This is a genomic window from Pseudomonas sp. P4_C8 (assembly GCF_056401975.1).
In genome coordinates, this window is the sequence record NZ_JBFUIH010000011.1 from 96145 (window position 1) to 115902 (window position 19758).

Consider the following 19758-nt stretch of genomic DNA (forward strand, 5'->3'; position numbering starts at 1 on the left):
CCATGAGCGAGATGGATGACCTGGCGGCGTTTGCGGTATTGATCGAAGCGGGGAGTTTTACCTTGGCAGCGCAGCAACTGGGTTGCAGCAAGGGGCAGCTATCCAAGCGCATCAGCTTGCTGGAGACGCGGTTTTCCGTGGTCCTGCTGCAACGCACTACCCGCCGTTTAAGTCTGACGGCGGCAGGTGCAGCGCTGTTGCCCCAAGCTCAGGCGCTGGTAGTGCAAGTCGAGAGAGCGCGTCAGGCATTGGCGCGGTTGAAGGACGACATGGCCGGGCCGGTGCGCATGACAGTGCCGGTGTCGCTGGGGGAAACTTTCTTCGACGGTTTGTTGCTGGAGTTTTCCGGCAAATACCCTGAGGTACAGATCGAACTCGACCTCAACAACCAGTTTCACGACCTGTCACGGGATGGCTTCGATCTGGCGATTCGCTCCGAGGTGGGCAAGGACGAGCGTCTGGTGGCGCGACCATTGCTGGCTTGGCACGAAATGACCTGCGCCAGTCCTGCGTATCTTGAACGGTTCGGCGAACCGCTGACGCCCCAGGCGTTGGCTGAACACCGTTGCTTGCTCAACAGCCATTACAGTGGTCGCGAAGAATGGCTCTATCACCAGCAACACGAGTTGCTACGGGTGCGGGTGTCGGGGCCGTTTGCCAGCAATCACTACAGCTTGCTGAAAAAAGCCGCATTGGCGGGTGCCGGTATCGCCCGTTTACCGTCGTACCTGCTGCAAGCGGAATTGGCGGATGGACGCTTGCGCTGGCTCCTGCGCGATTATCAGACGCGGCGCATGCCGATGTACCTGGTTCATCCTTATCAGGGCGGCCTGCCGAAACGCACGCAAGTGTTGGCGGATTACCTGATCGGCTGGTTCAAGCGCAGCGGTGAGGCGCTGGATCGCCTTCAGCGCTAGATTTTGAATGCACACCACAAACCTAATGTGGGAGCGAGCCTGCTCGCGAAAGCGATAGATCAGTCAACATCTTTGTTGAATGTTGATCCGTCATCGCCGGCAAGCCGGTCTCGCTCCCGCATTGGTTCTTCATCGCCTGAAGTTTTGGAGATGGTATTAATTGGAGTAACGCCGGGCGATCAGGTGATCAATCGACAATTTCCCCGGCCCGGTCGCCATCAAATACAGCAACACCGCCGCCCAAGTGCCGTGGGTTGGATAAGCATCGGGGTACACGAACAGTTGAATGGTCAGGGTCATGCCCAGCAAGGCCAGCGCCGAAAAACGCGTGGCAAAGCCTATCAGGATCAGCACCGGGAAAAAGTGTTCGGCGAACGCCGCCATGTGTGCAGCGATCTCTGGTTGCAGCAACGGCACGGGGTACTCACTCTTGAATAGCGGGATGGTTGAGTCGGCCAGGTGTGGCCAGCCGAACTCGAACGTGCCCTCGATCAGGTCGATGGCGAGGCCTTCGACTTTGGTTTGCCCGGACTTCCAGAACACCGCCGCGATGGAGACCCGCGCAATAAAAGCGATCAGGCTCAGTGGAATCAACGCCAGCAGCGCGATGGCACGGCTGATCGGGTTCTGTGTGTTCATGGCGATACCTTGTTGTGGTGTAAGTGAGTTATGGCGTTGTAGCCGATCAATAGGGCCAGGGTCTGGCTGAGATCGAACGCGGGTGCGGTTTCTGCTGCCTGAATCAGCGGCTGGCCGCTTTGCAGGTTGTGGATGAAGGCGCTGGCGCCGGGCTCGATGACGAAGACTTCAACGTCCAGGCCATTGCGCAGGATCAGTGCGTGTTGCCCGTGGTGCAGGTCAATCCCGGCCAACGTTGCGTCTTGCTGATGGGCCGCCCAGATCGAGACCATGGCGAAGGCAGAGGTCAGCAGGTTGAGGGAGGGGTGAAGTTCGACGGTCAGCTCGCTCAGGGTTTGCGGATCAGCGAGCGCTGCGCCGATCTGTTCATGGCTCAACGGCTGGGCGTCGGCCGCGTGATAAGCGGTGGTGCGCAACTGTTCAAGTCTGGCGACATCGGCCAGATACGGCACGCTGCTCGCCGGTTCGAAGCCGTCGATGAACTGCGCAAAATGGTTGCCGTAATCTTTGATCAGCGGGCTCTGGGGCGCGTTGCTGAGCAAATAAATTCCGGCCATGGCACGGAAGAACTCATCACCGACCAATTGCATCACCACGGGGTAACTGTGCGCCAAGGCGTTGATCAACGAGCTCTGCACATTGTTGCGATACACCGCGAAACGGCTGGCGGGGTCGGCGCCATTGGCACTGAACAAGCCCTCGGGGCAACTCAGTCGGGAATCAAGCAGGGCGGCGGCAAAAGCGGCTTGTGTGCTCAAGGCTGACCTCCCGGGAACAGCAACAATTCATCAGCCTGACGCGCCTCGGCCAGCAAGACACTGAAGGCCGGTAACTGGTTGTCGCGTTCGATCAGGGTGGCTATCGGGCCTGTCCGCTCCAGCACGTGCTGGTACAACGACCAGACCGCTTTATCGATGGGGGCGCCGTGATCATCAATCAGCAGACGGTCGCCGAGGCTGTCGGTGTCTTCGGCAAAGCCTGCCAGATGAATCTCGCCGACGGCATGAAGGGGCAGGGCGTCGATGTAGGCCACTGGATCGCGACGATGATTGATGCACGATACGTAGACGTTGTTCACATCAAGCAGCAGCCCGCAGCCCGTGCGGTGGATGACTTCGCTGATGAAGCCTGCTTCATCAATTGTCGAGCGCTCGAACGCCAGGTAGGTGGCCGGGTTCTCCAGTAACATCGGGCGTTTGAGGGTGCTTTGTACCTGGTCTATGTGTTCGCAAACGCGGTTCAGCGTTGCGTTGTCATAGGCCAGAGGCAACAAGTCATTCAGGAACACCGGGCCGTGGCTGGACCAGGCCAGGTGTTCGGAAAAGGCGTGGGGTTGATAGCGCTCGATGAGTGCGGCGAGGCGTTTGAGGTGCTGAGTGTCCAGCGGACCTTCGGCACCAATCGACAAGCCCACGCCATGCAGCGACAGCGGATACTGCTCGCGAATCAACCCCAGGTAATGATGAAACGGGCCGCCGGCCACCATGTAGTTTTCGGCGTGGACTTCAAAAAAGCCGATGTCCGGTGGTGAACCGAGCACTTCACGAAAGTGCTCGGTCTTGAGCCCGAGCCCGGCGCGGGGCGGGAGCCCGAACGGTGAATGGTTCATGGTCGACACTCGGGCGGGGTCCGGATCAGGCTTTGGCTTTGAAGGCTTCCATCTGACCGAAACCGGTCGACGAGGTCTTGCTTTCGGTGGTGGCGCAGGTGCCTTTAGGGACAGACTTCCAAGCATTAGTCTGGAAGTCTGTTTTCGAGGTGCCGGCGCAAGTGGTGCCGGCGCCAGCTGCGCAATCGTTGTGACCTTTCATGGCCACGCCGAAGCATTTTTCCATGTCGTCGGCCGCGTGGACGGTGGAGACAGCGGCCATACTCAGTGCAGAACCGAGGGCCAGAACCAGGGCGGTGGCGGACAGGGTGCGGGTGGTAGCAGTCATGATGTTTCTCCGGTTTTTGAGGTTGGGTAAGAAAGCGTTTGTGCTTGCTTACCGCTCTAGAGAAAGGTCATGGCGATGCGTTACAGCCCATCCCAAAATTTTTCTACAAAACTTCAAGTCACCACCAATCCCTTGTAGGAGCCGAGCTTGCTCGCGATAGCGGTTTGTCATTCGACATCATTGTTGTCTGATCCACCGCTATCGCGAGCAAGCTCGGCTCCTACAGGGGATCTCCGTTGTCTGGAAGGTTTGTGGCAGGCACAAAAAAACGGCCCGAAGGCCGTTTTTGTTTACCGCAAAGACTCAACCACCCAGATACGCTTCACGCACTTTCGGATCAGTCAGCAGTGCTTCACCGGTGCCTTGCATCACCACCCGGCCGTTCTCCAGAACGTACGCGCGGTCAGCAATTTTCAGTGCCTGGTTGGCGTTCTGCTCAACCAGAAACACGGTCACGCCATCCTTGCGCAGTTGTTCGATGATGTCGAAGATCTGCTGGATGATGATCGGCGCCAGGCCCAACGAAGGTTCGTCGAGCAGCAGCAGCTTGGGCTTGCTCATCAGCGCACGGCCGATGGCGAGCATTTGCTGTTCGCCGCCGGACATGGTGCCGCCGCGTTGGGCGAATCGTTCTTTCAGGCGTGGGAAAAGTTCGAGAACCTTGTCCATCTGTTCCTGATAGTCGCCCTTGTCGGTGAAGAAGCCGCCCATGGCGAGGTTTTCTTCCACGGTCAGGCGCGAGAACACTCGACGACCTTCCGGGACCACGGCGATGCTTTTGCGCATGATCTGCGACGAGCTCTGGCCGACCAGTTCCTCACCCATGTAGCGGATGCTGCCGCTGTGGGCTTGCGGCGAACCGCAGAGCGTCATCAGCAGGGTCGACTTGCCGGCACCGTTGGCGCCGATCAGGGTCACGATTTCGCCCTGGCGGACTTCCACGTTGACGCTGTGCAGGGCCTGGATCTTGCCGTAGAAGGTGGAAACGTTTTCGAATTGCAGCATTTACGCTTCCCCCAGGTAGGCTTTGATCACTTCGGGATTGTCGCGGATCTGTTCCGGCGTACCGTTGGCCAGAGGCGTGCCCTGGTTGATCACGACGATGTGGTCGGAAATGCTCATGACCAGTTTCATGTCGTGTTCGATCAGCAGCACGGTAACGTTGTGCTCTTCACGCAACACGCTGATCAGCGCCTTGAGGTCTTCGGTTTCCTTCGGGTTCAGACCGGCAGCCGGTTCGTCGAGCATAAGGATCCGCGGGCGGGTCATCATGCAACGAGCGATTTCCAGGCGACGTTGCTGACCGTAGGCCAGGGTGCCGGCCGGACGGTTGGCGAACTGCGTGAGGTTGACCTTGTCCAGCCAGTACGCGGCGAACTCCATGGCTTCGCGTTCGCTTTTGCGAAAGCCCGGGGTCTTGAACAGCCCGGCCAGGAAGTTGGTGTTCAGGTGACGGTGCTGGGCGATCAAGAGGTTCTCGACCGCGGTCATGTCCTTGAACAATCGTACGTTCTGGAAGGTGCGCACCACGCCTTTGAGGGCGATCTTGTGGCCCGGCAGGCCTTCGATGGGCTCGCCGTCCAGCAGGATGCTGCCGCCGCTCGGCTTGTAGAAACCGGTCAGGCAGTTGAACACCGTGGTCTTGCCGGCGCCGTTGGGGCCGATCAATGCCACGACCTGTTTTTCCTTCACGGACAGGGCGACGCCGTTGACCGCCAGCAAGCCGCCGAAGCGCATGCTCAGATTTTCTACTTTAAGGATCTCGCGGCTCATTTGCGCAGCTCCATGTGAGGACGTTGCATGGGCAGCAGGCCTTGAGGGCGCCAGATCATCATCAGCACCATCAAGGCGCCGAACATCAACATGCGGTATTCACTGAACTCACGCATCATTTCCGGCAACAGGATCATCACCGTGGCCGCCAGCACGACGCCCAGTTGCGAACCCATGCCGCCCAGCACCACGATGGCAAGGATGGTCGCCGACTCGATGAAGGTGAAGGACTCCGGTGTCACCAGGCCCTGACGCGCGGCGAAGAAGCTACCGGCGAAACCGGCGAAGCACGCACCCAGGGTGAAGGCCGAAAGCTTGATGATGGTCGGGTTCAGACCCAGCGCACGGCAGGCGATTTCATCTTCACGCAGCGCTTCCCAGGCACGGCCCAGAGGCATGCGCAGCAAGCGGTTGATGACGAACAGGGCGAACAGCGACAACAACACCGCGATCAGGTAAAGGAAGATCACCTTGTTGATCGAGTTGTACTCCAGGCCGAAGTACTCGTGGAACGTCTGCAGTCCCTCTGCGGCCGTTTTATCGAAGGTCAGTCCGAAAAGCGTTGGCTTGGGAATGTTGCTGATGCCGTTCGGGCCACCGGTGAGGTCGGTCAGGTTACGCAGGAACAGACGGATGATTTCACCGAAGCCCAGGGTCACGATCGCCAAGTAGTCACCGCGCAAACGCAATACCGGGAAGCCCAGCAAGAAGCCGAACGTCGCCGCCATCATGCCGGCGATTGGCAGGCAGATCCAGAAGCTCAGACCGTAGTAATGCGACAGCAACGCATAACTGTAGGCGCCGACGGCATAGAAACCGACATAACCGAGGTCGAGCAGGCCGGCCAGACCGACCACGATGTTCAGGCCAAGGCCCAACATCACGTAGATCAGCACCAGAGTGGCGATGTCTACCGCGCCGCGCGAGCCGAAGAACGGCCAGACCAGCGCACCGATGATCAGCGCAATGATGATCCAGCGCTGGGTGCTCGGCAGGGTCAGGAAGTTACTGGCCTTGGCCGGCATTACCGGCATGTTCGGCGAGGCTTTCCAGGCTGCGCTGATTTGGTGGTCGAACAACACCCGCAGGAACATCAGCACCGAGCACACGGCGATGGTGATCAGCGTTGCGTTGCTGGTGCCATGGACTTCGAGGTTGATGCCGACAATGGTCAGTTTCAGACCGAGTACCGGGTAGGCAACGGCCCACACCAGCAAGGCGCTGAACAACGCCTGTTTAAGATTCCTAGTCATACTTTTTCAACCTCCGGACGGCCCAACAGGCCGGTTGGCCGGAACAACAACACCAGAACCAATAGACCGAAAGCCACGACGTCCTTGTACTGGTCGCCGAAAATATCGGCACCAAAGGCTTCCGCTACCCCCAGCACGATCCCGCCGAGCATGGCGCCGGGGATGCTGCCGATACCGCCCAGTACTGCTGCGGTGAAGGCCTTGAGGCCGACGAGGAAACCGGCGTTCGGGTTGATCACGCCATATTGCATGCTCAACAGCACAGCCGCGATGGCCGCCAGAGCAGCACCGATGACAAAGGTCAGGGCGATGATGTTGTTGGTGTTGATACCCAGCAGGTTGGCCATCTTGATGTCTTCGGCACAGGCACGGCAGGCGCGACCCAGGCGAGAGCGGGAGATGAACAGCGTCAGGCCGAGCATGGCGACGAAGGTCACCACGAACACCACGATTTGCATGTAGGAAATCAGCACTTCATGTGCACCACCTGGTCCGAAGGCAAAGTTGCCCGGAATCAGGTTGGGGATGGATTTGTCCTTGGAGTCTTGCGCCAGCAGAACCGTATTCTGCAGGAAGATCGACATGCCGATGGCGGAAATCAGCGGGATCAGACGGTTGCTGCCGCGCAGGGGGCGGTAGGCGATCCGTTCGATGCTGTAACCGTAGGCACTGGTCACGACAATGGTCGCGAGGAAAGCGGCGGTCATCAACAGCGGAACACTGTCGAGTCCCAGCATGGCCAGCCCGGCGATGGCGATGAACGCCACGTATGAGCCGATCATGTACACCTCGCCGTGGGCGAAGTTGATCATTCCAATGATGCCGTAAACCATCGTATAGCCGATGGCGATCAGGGCATACGTGCTGCCAATGGTCAGACCATTAACCAGCTGTTGGAAAAAGTGATAGATGTCAGGCATTACAGCGCTCCTAAAAACCTGATACGCATTTCACTGGTGGAGTCATTTTCCCGCTCGAGCCCCGTGGATCTGCATCCACTTCGAATTCGAGGTTTGCCAGCGAACCGCTGATGACGGTTTTGAGATTTTCAGGTGGGGAGACTGGCGGATCACGCCAGCGCGGCCCAAAACGTTCGTAAAACAAAGCCCACGGCACGCCGTGGGCTTTATTGGCAGTCAGTATGGCAAAGCCTTACTGAGGCGAAGCTTCAGTTTTTGGTTTGCCGAAGTGCCACTCGTAAACCACAAATTTGAAGTCTTTCAGGTCGCCCTTGTCGTCGAAAGCCAAGTCGCCGGTCGGGGTCTTGAACGTGCCTTTGTGGATAGCTTCAGCCACTTTGGCAGTGTCTTCGGACTTGGCAGCGGTGATGCCGTCAGCGATCACTTCTACAGCCGAGTAGGCCGGGAATACGAACGGACCGCTCGGGTCTTCTTTCTTCGCCTTGAACGCGTCAGCCAGGGCAACGTTGGCCGGATCCTGGTCGAAGGATTTCGGCAGGGTTACCAGCAGACCTTCGGAAGCGTCTTTGGCGATCTGCGAAATGGAGTCGTTACCCACGCCTTCCGGACCCATGAACTTGGCTTTCAGGCCTTTTTCCTGGGATTGACGCAGGATCAGACCCAGCTCTGGGTGGTAGCCGCCGTAGTAGACGAAGTCGACGTTGGCTTGCTTGAGCTTGGCGATCATCGACGAGAAGTCTTTGTCGCCGGCGTTGACGCCTTCGAACACGGCAACCTTGACGCCTTTGCCTTCCAGGGTTTTCTTCACGGCGGTGGCAATGCCTTCACCGTATTGCTGTTTGTCGTGCAGCACAGCAACGATTTTCGGTTTCACGTGATCGGCAATGTAGTTACCGGCGGCAGGGCCCTGGGCGCTGTCCAGACCGATGGTGCGGAACACCATTTTGTAACCACGAGAGGTGATGTCCGGGCTGGTGGCAGCCGGGGTGATCATGATCACGCCTTCGTCTTCGTAAATGTCCGAAGCCGGTTGAGTGGAGCTGGAGCACAGGTGGCCAACCACGAACTTGACGCCGTCGTTGACGACTTTGTTCGCGACCGCGACCGCTTGTTTCGGATCACAGGCGTCATCGTATTCAACGGCTACGAGTTTCTTGCCGTTGACGCCGCCCTTGGCGTTGATCTGTTCGATGGCCATTTTGGCGCCACTGAACTGCATGTCGCCGTATTGGGCTACAGGGCCGGTTTTAGGGCCAGCGATGCCGATCTTGATGGTGTCAGCTGCGAACGAATGGCTGGCAACCCCGGCCAGAACCATAGCGGCAAACAGTTTGGAAATCTGCTTAGTAGCCTTAGTCATAGTGCTCCACTCTTACTGTTGTAGTTTTTATAGTCCTGGCGCCGAAGCAGCAGAACCGGGTCAGATATCTTCGATACCTTCCGGAAAATGCCCCCGACAACTGTACCGGTACAGTGTAGAGCGCCAATTGTTAGCCTGGGAAGCTGGCGCAAGGGGGCAAATTCTGCGGGTGTCGCTTTTTTGAAAGAAAAAGACAGAATCACGGCGGATGTTAGCTGGCTAATTGCTTGATTCAGCAGCATTCCTTGGCTTTCCTGCGTTTATTCAATCGGTGACTAAATTGCATCCGGGTTTTTCTGACGGACCACCAACGTTATCATTCGCGTCGATTTCTTTTCCGGACAGGACCCATGACTCAAGAACCTAGCACCCTCTATGCCAAGCTGCTTGGTGAAACCGCATCTATTACCTGGAAAGAGCTGGAGCCGTTCTTTGCCAGGGGTGCCCTATTGTGGGTCGACCCTGGTCTGGATTTGATCGCCGCCGCCGAGGCAGTCGCTACTGACGAAGGCGAGAAAGTGGCTGCCTGGCTGGCCGCCGACCAAGTCGCCAAGCTGTCTGAAACGCGGGCGCTGGATCTTTTTGAACGCGATCCGCAGCTGTGGGCCGTGGTGGTTTCGCCGTGGATTCTGATCCAGGAAAGGGCGACGAGCTGAGTCTGCGCACTTCATTGATGCGCCCTGTTGGCGGCCAAAAGTGTGTAGGTGAGTAGCGAGATGGCATGTTGCCGTGGAGAAAGGCCACAAGTGGGCCAGCATCACGGTGACGTAAACGTAACGGGAACAGTTCGGTGAGCAGCCGAAGGGCTGCTTAATTGTTTCTTGATTGTGGATTTGTGGTGGATCTGATGCCGCCAATCGCGAGCAAGCTCGGCTCCTGCAGGGGGCGGTGGCGTTCACAAATTTTGTGATCGACWTCGTCCCTGCAGGAGCCGAGCTTGCTCGCGATTGGCCACGACGCGGTATTGCGCCGAGTCTTAGGCGGTCTTGCCAGTATGGTTATTGAGGGAAATAACCTTGGTCTTGCCAATCCGGTGACGGTAAATCTCACGCAGGTACTTGATCGCCTTCTTCACGCAATCGCGTGACAAGCGAATGTCGTTGATCGAGACAAACTTGTCCTTGTCGTTGATCAGTTCGCGGTACTTCTTCTCGTACATCGGTTTGATCGCGTACCAGTTGGTATCGAGGATCTTCGCCGGGTTCTCGAATTCATTGAGCAACTCGTCGATCCGGTCTTCGTCGAACTCTTCATTAATGATGAAGTCGAGGATCGAGTTATCCAGTGTCTCGTCGAAGCGGTACGGGTTTTTCGCAAAGCAGCGTTTGATGAACGCCACGATCAGCGTCAGGAAGTCGTCCGACAGGCACGGGCTTTTGGCGATCAGGGTGGTCAGCGACAAGTTGGCCGATGCGCCGATTACCAGTGCGTAACGCTTGAGCGTGGTGTTCGGGAACAGGCTGTTGAGGTGGGTCTTCAACCGGTTCAGGTCCATGTAGGACAGCTTGTAGTCTTTCGGCAAGGACACAATCGACACCACCGACGAGCAGTTCTTGAAGAAGTGCAGGTCGTGCAACGCCGCCGCGTCGTAACCGGAATTTTTGTATTGCTCCAGCGAGGCGCGATAGCGCTTGGACTCGATCGGCAGCAGGCTGATGCCTTCGATCGCCTGGGTCACTTTGTTGAAGTGCGGCAGGTCGATGGAGCGGAAGAACAAATCGTCGATGTTCAGGCGCTGTGGTTCTTTCTCGAAGACCTTGAACTTGTCGCTGCTTGGCGGCGGAGTTTCCGGCACCACGGACTCGGCGTAGGCAATCGCCACCGGGCCGGCCAGGCTCATGAACAAGTCGTTGGCGTCGAGGCGAATGGTTTCGCCGATGTCGATGCCGGCGCGGCGGAAATAGTTCTGGTCGTAGTCCGTCGTGACCGCTTGTGCTGTCAGGATGTTGAAGATCTGCTGCGAGATGTATTGGTTGGCGTGTTTTTCCATCGCATTGACGTCAATGTTCTGGATGTTGCCGTCATCGCTTTCTTCGGCATAACGCATGATGTCGTTGGAGATCAGCATCATGGCGTTCCATGGGCGGATACGCCCCATGACGCTGGCTTCGCTGCTGTCTTCGTTGGCGAAGTTGTAGGAGAAGTCCCACTCTTCCGATAGATACTTACACAGCAGGCGGCCGGCGTTGATGTGCAGCGCCTCGGACATTTCGCTGCGGTGATCGGAAATGTTCGGCAGTACGCAAATACCGCTGGTGAAGATCGGCTCGAAGACGAAGGAATGACCGCTCTTGCCGTCATGCTCGTCCATCGGTTTGGTGTCGAACGTTTTGTTCATGTATGAGTGCTGCTGGGCCAGGCCGAATTCGGAAGCCATGCCCGAACCGGTACCGCCGCCGGCGCTGAAAATCGAGAAATACAGGCGCGACTGGTTGGCCTTGATCCCGCAGCTGTCGATCAGGTACGAGTGAATCATCTTCCAGTCCGGGCTGGAGAAACGCTGGGTGTCCTTGTTCAGGATGATCTTGGCCAGGTACTGACCGAGAATCGGCGCGTTACCGGCACCACCGGCGTGGACCTCCGACAAGTCCATGATTTTCATTTTGCTGTAGTCGCGCAGGAAGCCGCTTTTTTCGCCCTTGCGCGAGAAACGGATGCGACCGGCAATGTCTTTGTCGAGGTCGCCGAGCATGACCAGCGGTTCCACCAGGAACACCGGTTTGGCGCCCTTGTTGGTACCCAGGCGCAGGTTGTTACGAATCCATTGTGCCGGGCTGTAGCCTTTTTCCGCATAGCGTTTGTCCGGCGACAGGCGGTCTTCGTTATTGAATTCGTTGAGATAAAACTTGCGGGCGTTGTACACCAGTTCCGCAACGTCCAGGGCGATGTTCGAGCCGCAGCGGCCCAGACCAATCAGGCACACCGACGGGAATTCCTGGTCGCTGTGCTGCTCGCTGGCGCCTTCCAGATGGGGCGGGCGCGGGAACACCATGTCGCGCAGACCGTCGAGGTTATCGAGGATGCGGTCGGTATTGGTTTCGGTGAAATACAGGTATTGCTGAGTGGCCAGCGGGCGCGCCGGGGTCAATGGCTTCAACGGTGAGGGGCTGTTCGCCGCAGGGCTCAGAAGCAGATCGGAGACCGCAGTGGCCGGGTTATTTTTGGAAGTCATTGTGCGCCGTCTACCTGGACTTGTTGGTTGAGCGACAACTGTCGTCAAACCATTCACGGAATGGGGGGCTCGCGTCTTTTTTTTGCGCGTATTTGGCCCAAGTCTCAGGGACTTGCCTGAGCAACAGTGGGGGAATCCTTTCCTTAATCATGATGAATCGGCCAATATTCGGCGTTCTTTAATCAAAGGGAGGCTAAATGATGTCAACGCTACCTTCGTTGGGGTTCGCCGGGATCGGTCTGATGGGCCTGCCCATGTGCCGGCGCCTGTTGGCGGCGGGCTATCCGTTGACCGTGTGGAATCGCAATCCGGCCAAGTGCGTGCCGCTGGTTGAAGCCGGTGCCCGACAAGTGGCAACACCCGCTGAACTGTGTCAGCACGCCGACATTGTCATGCTGTGTCTGGCGGACACCGCAGTGGTGCGTGAGGTGGTTTTTGGCCCGGCCGGGGTGGCTGTGGGGGCGAAAAGCGGTCAGCTACTGGTGGATTTTTCCAGCCTGGAGCCCAGCGCCACACGAGAAATGGCCAAACAGTTGATCGACACCACTGGGATGAGTTGGCTGGATGCTCCGGTGTCCGGCGGCGTGGTCGGCGCCGAGGGCGGCAGCCTGGCGATCATGGTGGGTGGCGAGGCCGGGGATCTGCAGCGAGTGCGTCCGCTTTTGCTGACACTGGGCCAGCGTGTCACCCACATGGGCGGAGTCGGGGCCGGGCAGGTGACCAAGGCGTGCAATCAGATGATCGTGGCGTGTAATGCGCTGGTCATCGCCGAAGTGGTGGCGCTGGCCGAGTGTTCCGGGGTTGATGCTCGACTGATCGCCGAGGCTCTCGCCGGTGGTTTTGCCGATTCAAAACCGTTGCAGATCCTCGCTCCGCAAATGGCCCACAGCCAATTTGAACCGGTGAAATGGCATGTGCGCACGCTGCTCAAGGACCTCGACAGCGCCGTGAAGTTTTCCCGCGAACAGGGTTCGGCCACACCGCTCAGTGGATTGGCTGCACAGTTGATGCGATTGCATGGGAGCCAGGGTTACCTGGAAAAAGATCCATCGACATTAGTGCAAATGTACCGCGAGCCAGACTAAGCCTCAGGCGCTTTGTTCATAGGGTATGTCGAATTCCGGTTGCAAGGCCGGAAGGCCGAACGCTGCTCGGGCTGCGTCGCAATCCACGTTAGCCTCGCCATTTTCCCAGGAGGCCTCGAACTCACGGCAGGTGCTGGAACGTTCATTGTAAATCGAGCATTTGACCTCGCTGCCGACTTCTCCCACCAGGCTGACACATCGGGTGGGTTTGCAGTCGGTGCCGAGCATCGCCACCCGACTGGGGCTAATCGACGCGACCAGGTCGTCAGGCACCGTTCCACCGGCCGAGGTGCATTCACCCCAGAAAAAAGACACACGGAAATGAGAACAGCAGGCACCGCAATTCAGGCATGGACTGATTTCGGACATGGGCGTTTATCTAAGGAGGAGTGGGCGCGCAGGGGAGCGGGCAGGGTCGCTATTCTAGGCTTCGCAACGGGCTTTGGAAGGGGGGGCGAAAGGTATTTTTCAACGACGGGCGGCACCGTGAAAACACCGGCCGGATACCCGTGAAACCTGGGTTTGGCGGTCAGCAGGTCTGCTTGAATGCCATGGACTGATATCAGCCTTGCGAATGATGACAGACAGTGTTGGCGGGCCTGTCTAGATTGACGGTTCCGGGGACAGTGAGACCCCAATAACAATAAAAGAGACGGACCCATGCAGAACTCGACCCAAGCGGCGAATGCCTGGCGCATTCTGTTCCTGTTGTTTCTGGCCAACTTGTTCAACTTCTTCGATCGCACCATCCCCGCCATCATTATCGAGCCGATCCGCATGGAATGGCACCTCAGCGACTTTCAGTTGGGGATCGTCGGCACCGCTTTCACCCTCGTTTATGCAATAGCCGGCCTGCCTCTGGGGCGGATGGCCGATACCGGTTCGCGAAGCAAATTGATGGGTTGGGGCCTGGCGGTCTGGAGCGGGTTGACGGCGGTCAACGGGCTGGTGGGCAGCTTCTGGAGTTTCCTGATCGTGCGCATGGGCGTCGGTATCGGTGAAGCCAGTTATGCCCCCGCCGCCAACTCGCTGATCGGCGATTTGTTTCCGGCGCATCGCCGGGCGCGGGCGATGGGCATCTTTATGCTGGGCTTGCCGTTGGGGTTGCTGCTGGCATTCTTCACCATCGGCGCAATGGTCAAGGCGTTCGACAGCTGGCGCGCGCCGTTCTTTATCGCGGCGGTGCCGGGGCTGATCCTGGCGATCTTCATGTTCTTCATCAAGGAGCCGAAACGCGGCGCAGCAGAAGCGGTGCAGGTGTCCCAGGAACGCATAGACCGGCCGATCCGCCGGGTGCTGGCGGTGCCGACTTTTCTGTGGCTGGTGATGGCGGGGTTGTGTTTCAACTTTGCGACCTACGCCTGCAACTCATTTTTGGTGCCGATGCTGCAGCGCTACTTCCTGATGCCATTGCAGGAGGCTGCGGTAGCAACGGGTGTAATCGTCGGCGTCACCGGCCTGTTCGGTCTGACGCTCGGCGGTTGGGTCGCCGACAAGATTCATCAGCGGGTGGCCAACGGGCGGCTGTTGTTTGCAGGGTTCAGCCTGATTATCTCGACCCTGTGCACGGCGTGGGCGCTGCATTCCGGCCGAATCGAGATTGGTGTATTTGTGGCGGTCTTCAGTGTGGGCTGGTTGTTTGCCTATAACTTCTATACCTGCGTCTACACCGCGATTCAGGACGTGGTCGAGCCACGCCTGCGGGCCACGGCGATGGCGCTGTTCTTTGCCGGCCTGTATTTGCTGGGCGGTGGTTTGGGGCCGGTGGTGGTGGGTGGTTTGTCCGACCACTTTGCGCACACGGCGATGCTGTCGGCCGGTGCAGAGCAGATGACCGAGGCGTTCAAAGCGGTCGGGCTGCATGACGCGATGTACCTGATTCCGGTGGCGTTGTTCTTCACCATGGTGTTTCTGTTTATGGCATCGCGGTGTTTTGTGCGGGATGCGAAGCGGATGAAGGAAGGGTTGGTGGCGGTAGTTGAGCCTGGAGTTGCTGTGGCGACTGCCTAAAGGGGTTCACTTTTGGTTTTGTCTGCTACCCGCTTAGGGGTGGCAGACACTAGCAGCCCGATTACGCATAAATAAAGAATAATTCCCGCAATGCCAGCAATCGTATCGTATACGAATCCGGCGATCACCAGTATGCCCAGCAATGATGAGATAAATATCATTAAATTTGATGCCAGATAAACGAACAGCCTCAGGCCAAATGACCGGGGTCTGATAAATATTGAAGTAAGCATTCCTACAACTACGCAGGCGATTGCTAGGATTCCGATGCCTTGGAGTGCCACCGTAAGCATAATTGCCGCGGACAAACCTTCTTTGTCCGATAAATCGTTTATATTGGGGGGGACTTGGACCGCTACTGATAATAAGCAGATCCAAGCTCCTATAAATAGAGCGATAGCCGTCAGTAAGCGTTGATACGGGCGCATAAAGATCCTTGTTAAGAATGCGTTGCCGGTCGCGCAGCCTGCACGCGACCGATTTGAGTGAGTGTTGGTTTTTGATGCAGCTAAATGGTCGGAGGATCTATTTTGTAATTAAGTATTGTTGAAGCTAACGATCAATGGTGATTACGTGGGTTCCCTTGATGGCTATTTGGTACGGTTGTGCATTTAAGTATTTTTCAACTACAGCGAGCACGCTGGTAGAAGCTTCACCTATCAATGAGCGCCACGTACCTAAATTACCGTCAAATACATCGTGATAAGATCGGGCTCCACCATTAAAGTTTATCCTTCCACTCTCATTTTTCGTGATGGTACCTTCAATTTTTAGCGTGATGTTACCAAGCCATGCGCCAGTCAGCCAAGAATTTGGAAATGTGTCAAAAGGCACTTTATCAATTGCGATTGCTGTTTTGCCGACTGGAGCAGAAGCAAACGCGGACTCCAGCATTGGAATTGTCGTGCTAGAGAGATTCAAGCTCAAGCTATTGATGTTCGTTTCGGCTGTGGCTCCTTTTCCAAAAAGGAAATGGCCAAAGGCAGCCAATGGAGTTAAAAGTCCCGCAGACAATCCTACGGATTCCGGAACAGATCCCGCTTTAAAGTTGTTAGTTGCATAATGCAACGCTTGAGCAGGCGACAAATTCGGATTCAAGCAAATATAGTTGTCAGCAAATGGAATGGCTTGCATGTCACGGATTATGGATTGAACTATGCTGGTGGCAACTCCATTTTTAATATAGGACTTTTGTTCGTTGGTGATCTTTATGATCATCTCCCGCCACATACCTTGGCCATAGAAAGCGTTGCGTTCTTGTTGTTGAGCGGTAAAAATCAGTGCAGGGTTTGGTGCGGGCCAAGTGACTCCTCGTGGTGGGGAATATCCTGGTGCTGCAGCTGTAATGTTGAGGGGAGGGAGAGTTAATCCATTACTCATTGTAAAATCCTAAAATATTTTATGGTTGTCAGTAGCGTGTGCTACGTGTATCGCTCGCGCCTGGTGCGGCGGTCTGTGTTTTTATACTAGTATGTTAATAGTAAGAATGGGTCTGAGAGTTGAGTAGGAAAGTTCTTTTTGGGCGTGGAGAAGAGGCGGCGTTAAATGTATTTGTTGCTGCTCTATGGTTGTAACGAATTGTCCTATTCGGTTGTCAGAAACGTCCTGCGTAATTATTAGAAAGCTCTGCTTGGAAGTTTGAAATCTTGAACTGACAAGACCAAGAATTCGTACAATAAAAAAGGCCCGCATCGCTGCGGGCCTTTTTTATTGACGGAGTAGATGCGGAAGATTAACCCGCTACCAACACCCGAATCGCTTCCAGTCGCAGTGCAGCCTTTTCAAGCATGGCCAACCCTTGCTCGCGCTGTTTGCGCAGGGCAACCAGTTCGCTGTCGCGTACGGTCGGGTTGACGGCTTGCAACGCTGTCAGGCGCGCCAGTTCTTCTTCGGTGTCAGCCGCCAGACGACGCTGCGCCTCGGCAACACGCTCGGCATGACGCGGGAAGATCTTCTCTTCGCCAGCATTGATCCGTGGCGTCAACTGATCACGCTGAGCCTGGATGAACTTGTTGGCGCTGGCGCGCGGTACGCTTTCCAGTTGATCGTTCAAGGTCTCGAACGACACGCGGGCCGAGAGATCATTGCCATTGGTATCGAGCAGGCAGCGCAGGGCGGCCGGTGGCAGGTAACGGCCCAGTTGCAGCGAACGCGGGGCAACCACTTCGCTGACGTAGAGCAGTTCCAGCAACACGGTGCCAGGTTTGAGCGCCTTGTTCTTGATCAGCGCCACGGCGGTGTTACCCATCGAGCCGGACAAGACCAGGTCCATGCCGCCCTGAACCATCGGGTGCTCCCAAGTGATGAACTGCATGTCTTCGCGAGACAGCGCCTGATTGCGGTCGTAAGTGATGGTCACGCCTTCGTCGTCGCCGAGCGGGAAGCTGGCGTCGAGCATTTTTTCGCTCGGCTTGAGGATCAGCGCGTTTTCCGAATGGTCTTCGCTGTCGATGCCGAATGCATCGAACAGGGTTTCCATATAGATCGGCAGGGCAAACTGATCGTCCTGCTCAAGAATGTCTTCAACCAGTGCGTCACCTTCACCGGCACCGCCGGAGTTGAGTTCCAGCAAGCGGTCGCGGCCGGTGTGCAAGTCAGCTTCCAGACGCTCACGCTCGGTGCGGGCTTCGTCGATCAGTGCTTGCCACTCGCCGTCGTCAGCCTCTTCCAGAAGCGGCAGCAGGCGCGGGCCGAACTGATGCTGCAAGGCGTTGCCGGTCGGGCAGGTGTTGAGGAACGCGTTGAGCGCTTCGTGATACCACTGGAACAGGCGCTCTTGCGGGCTGGTTTCCAGATACGGCACGTGCAGTTCAATGGTGTGCTTCTGGCCGATTCGGTCCAGACGACCGATACGCTGCTCCAGCAAATCCGGGTGCGACGGCAGATCGAACAGCACCAAGTGGTGCGAGAACTGGAAGTTGCGACCTTCACTGCCGATTTCCGAGCAGATCAGCACCTGTGCACCGAATTCTTCATCGGCGAAGTACGCGGCGGCGCGGTCACGTTCGAGGATGTTCATGCCTTCGTGGAAGACCGTGGCCGGAATCCCGGAACGTACGCGCAGGGCGTCTTCCAGGTCCATGGCGGTTTCGGCGTGGGCGCAGATCACCAGTACTTTGGTGCGCTTGAGCATTTTCAGGGTGTCGATCAGCCACTCGACGCGCGGGTCGAATTTCCACCAGCGTTCTTCTTCACTGGCGTCCGGCTGGGCCTGGAAGCTGACTTCCGGGTACAACTCGGCGTGATCGCCCAGTGGCAGTTCGAGGTATTCGTCAGGGCATGGCAGCGGGTACGGGTGCAGTTTGCGCTCCGGGAATCCCTGCACGGCGGCGCGGGTGTTACGGAACAGCACGCGGCCGGTGCCGTGGCGATCCAGCAATTCGCGAACGAGGCGGGCGCTGGCTTCGGTGTCGCCGTCGTTCACGGCGGCCAGCAGGGCTTCGCCTTCGTTGCCGAGGAAACCGTGAATGGTCTTGTGTGCTTCAGGCGACAGGCGCCCTTTGTCCAGCAGCTCCTGAACGGCTTCGGCTACCGGGCGATAGTTTTCGCTTTCGGCGCGGAAGGCGGCCAGGTCATGGAAACGGTTCGGGTCGAGCAGGCGCAGACGGGCGAAGTGGCTGTCCTGACCCAGTTGTTCCGGGGTCGCAGTCAGCAACAGCACGCCGGGAATGGTCTCGGCGAGCTGCTCGACCAACGTGTATTCCGGGCTGGCGTTGTCTTCATGCCACACCAGGTGGTGGGCTTCGTCGACAACCATCAGGTCCCAGCCGGCAGCAAACAGCGCATCCTGAGCCTTTTCGTCTTCGACCAGCCACTCGAGTGCAATCAGCGCGAGCTGGGTGTCTTCGAACGGGTTGGCGGCATCGCTTTCAATGAAGCGTTCTTCGTCGAACAGCGCGACTTGCAGGTTAAAGCGGCGGCGCATCTCGACCAGCCACTGGTGCTGCAGGTTCTCGGGAACCAGGATCAGCACGCGGTTGGCGCGGCCCGAGAGCAGTTGGCGATGGATCACCAAACCGGCTTCGATGGTTTTACCCAAGCCTACTTCGTCCGCCAGCAGAACGCGTGGCGCAATGCGGTCGGCGACTTCACGGGCGATGTGCAATTGGTGCGCGATCGGTTGCGCACGTACGCCACCGAGGCCCCAAAGAGCGGACTGCAATTGGCGGCTGGTGTGTTCCAGGGTGTTGTACCGCAGGGAGAACCAGGCCAGCGGGTCGATCTGCCCGGCGAACAAACGGTCGCTGGCCAGACGGAACTGAATGAAGTTCGACAGCTGGGTTTCCGGCAGGGTGACCCCTTCGTTCTGCGCGTTGAGGCCGTGGTAGACCAGCAGGCCATCGACATCGTCGACTTCCTGGACGGTCAGTTTCCAGCCTTCGAAGTGAGTGATCGAGTCACCGGGTGAAAACCGCACGCGGGTGAGGGGCGCATTCCTTAGCGCGTACTGGCGAGTTTCGCCAGTGGCCGGATAGAGCACGGTCAACAAGCGGCCGTCCTGTGCCAGAACGGTGCCTAATCCCAGCTCGGCTTCGCTGTCACTGATCCAGCGTTGCCCCGGTTGATACTGCTGCGCCATGCTGCCTGACTCCCACCTTGAAAAAGCGGGCTATCTTAACGGAATGAGACCTTCAGGGCCAAAGGACTCTCATAAAAACTCGCAGTCTTACGTTAGCCCAACGAAACCATGCC

17 protein-coding genes are annotated in these 19758 nt (G+C 57.5%); 4 read left to right on the forward strand and 13 right to left on the reverse strand.

Translation table 11 applies throughout. The features are described from left to right. Window positions 1-2: 2 nt before the first annotated feature. On the forward strand, window positions 3-917 hold the full coding sequence (locus AC1DWM_RS09485) for a LysR family transcriptional regulator (RefSeq protein ID WP_223512245.1): 915 nt from the start codon (window positions 3-5) through the stop codon (window positions 915-917). A 156-nt stretch (window positions 918-1073) separates the two neighbouring features. On the opposite strand, the gene AC1DWM_RS09490 is transcribed toward AC1DWM_RS09485, so the two are convergent. The 9 genes from AC1DWM_RS09490 to AC1DWM_RS09530 form a co-directional block, all read right to left on the reverse strand. Continuing rightward, the gene (locus tag AC1DWM_RS09490; protein WP_477795080.1) at window positions 1074-1556 is read right to left on the reverse strand and encodes a DoxX family protein; all 483 of its coding nucleotides are present in this window, start codon (window positions 1554-1556) and stop codon (window positions 1074-1076) included. After that, entirely contained in the window at window positions 1553-2314 is a 762-nt protein-coding gene (locus AC1DWM_RS09495; RefSeq protein WP_477795081.1) for an HvfC/BufC family peptide modification chaperone, read from the reverse strand. The genes AC1DWM_RS09490 and AC1DWM_RS09495 overlap by 4 nt, the downstream gene beginning before the upstream one ends. Further along, the gene (gene bufB / locus AC1DWM_RS09500) at window positions 2311-3165 is read right to left on the reverse strand and encodes an MNIO family bufferin maturase (protein WP_477795082.1); all 855 of its coding nucleotides are present in this window, start codon (window positions 3163-3165) and stop codon (window positions 2311-2313) included. The genes AC1DWM_RS09495 and bufB overlap by 4 nt, the downstream gene beginning before the upstream one ends. A gap of 25 nt (window positions 3166-3190) precedes the next feature. Next, window positions 3191-3493, reverse strand: a complete 303-nt coding sequence (locus AC1DWM_RS09505; RefSeq protein ID WP_223512238.1) for a BufA1 family periplasmic bufferin-type metallophore — start codon at window positions 3491-3493, stop codon at window positions 3191-3193. Between the two features lie 303 nt (window positions 3494-3796). Beyond that, on the reverse strand, window positions 3797-4498 hold the full coding sequence (locus AC1DWM_RS09510; RefSeq protein ID WP_123433777.1) for an ABC transporter ATP-binding protein: 702 nt from the start codon (window positions 4496-4498) through the stop codon (window positions 3797-3799). Beyond that, complete coding sequence (gene livG, locus AC1DWM_RS09515; RefSeq protein ID WP_223512237.1) at window positions 4499-5266, reverse strand: high-affinity branched-chain amino acid ABC transporter ATP-binding protein LivG; 768 nt, start codon at window positions 5264-5266, stop codon at window positions 4499-4501. After that, window positions 5263-6519, reverse strand: coding sequence for a high-affinity branched-chain amino acid ABC transporter permease LivM (locus AC1DWM_RS09520; RefSeq protein WP_223512236.1), 1257 nt, complete (start codon window positions 6517-6519; stop codon window positions 5263-5265). Before AC1DWM_RS09520 ends, livG begins: the two co-directional genes overlap by 4 nt. Beyond that, entirely contained in the window at window positions 6516-7439 is a 924-nt protein-coding gene (gene livH, locus AC1DWM_RS09525; RefSeq protein ID WP_477795083.1) for a high-affinity branched-chain amino acid ABC transporter permease LivH, read from the reverse strand. Before livH ends, AC1DWM_RS09520 begins: the two co-directional genes overlap by 4 nt. Before the next feature lie 232 nt (window positions 7440-7671). Then, a complete protein-coding gene (locus AC1DWM_RS09530) occupies window positions 7672-8799 on the reverse strand; it encodes a branched-chain amino acid ABC transporter substrate-binding protein (RefSeq protein WP_477795084.1) in 1128 nt (375 codons plus the stop codon). 350 nt (window positions 8800-9149) lie between these two features. Here AC1DWM_RS09530 and AC1DWM_RS09535 point away from each other — a divergent pair, with 350 nt between their 5' ends. Further along, the gene (locus tag AC1DWM_RS09535; RefSeq protein WP_140666187.1) at window positions 9150-9455 is read left to right on the forward strand and encodes a DUF2288 domain-containing protein; all 306 of its coding nucleotides are present in this window, start codon (window positions 9150-9152) and stop codon (window positions 9453-9455) included. Window positions 9456-9775: 320 nt separating this feature from the next. On the opposite strand, the gene AC1DWM_RS09540 is transcribed toward AC1DWM_RS09535, so the two are convergent. Beyond that, the gene (locus tag AC1DWM_RS09540; protein ID WP_477795085.1) at window positions 9776-11971 is read right to left on the reverse strand and encodes a hypothetical protein; all 2196 of its coding nucleotides are present in this window, start codon (window positions 11969-11971) and stop codon (window positions 9776-9778) included. 197 nt (window positions 11972-12168) lie between these two features. Between AC1DWM_RS09540 and AC1DWM_RS09545 the strand changes: the two genes are divergently transcribed. Then, complete coding sequence (locus tag AC1DWM_RS09545; RefSeq protein ID WP_223512230.1) at window positions 12169-13056, forward strand: NAD(P)-dependent oxidoreductase; 888 nt, start codon at window positions 12169-12171, stop codon at window positions 13054-13056. 3 nt (window positions 13057-13059) lie between these two features. Here AC1DWM_RS09545 and AC1DWM_RS09550 read toward each other — a convergent pair whose 3' ends face one another. Beyond that, the gene (locus AC1DWM_RS09550) at window positions 13060-13425 is read right to left on the reverse strand and encodes a YkgJ family cysteine cluster protein (RefSeq protein ID WP_223512228.1); all 366 of its coding nucleotides are present in this window, start codon (window positions 13423-13425) and stop codon (window positions 13060-13062) included. A 291-nt stretch (window positions 13426-13716) separates the two neighbouring features. Between AC1DWM_RS09550 and AC1DWM_RS09555 the strand changes: the two genes are divergently transcribed. After that, window positions 13717-15066 (forward strand): spinster family MFS transporter, encoded by a 1350-nt coding sequence (locus AC1DWM_RS09555; RefSeq protein ID WP_223512226.1) that lies wholly within the window; start codon window positions 13717-13719, stop codon window positions 15064-15066. Window positions 15067-15618: 552 nt separating this feature from the next. On the opposite strand, the gene AC1DWM_RS09560 is transcribed toward AC1DWM_RS09555, so the two are convergent. Both AC1DWM_RS09560 and rapA read right to left on the reverse strand, forming a co-directional pair. Next, entirely contained in the window at window positions 15619-16446 is an 828-nt protein-coding gene (locus AC1DWM_RS09560; RefSeq protein ID WP_223512224.1) for a lipid II-degrading bacteriocin, read from the reverse strand. Between the two features lie 352 nt (window positions 16447-16798). Beyond that, complete coding sequence (gene rapA / locus AC1DWM_RS09565) at window positions 16799-19645, reverse strand: RNA polymerase-associated protein RapA (RefSeq protein WP_477795086.1); 2847 nt, start codon at window positions 19643-19645, stop codon at window positions 16799-16801. Window positions 19646-19758 lie beyond the last annotated feature (113 nt).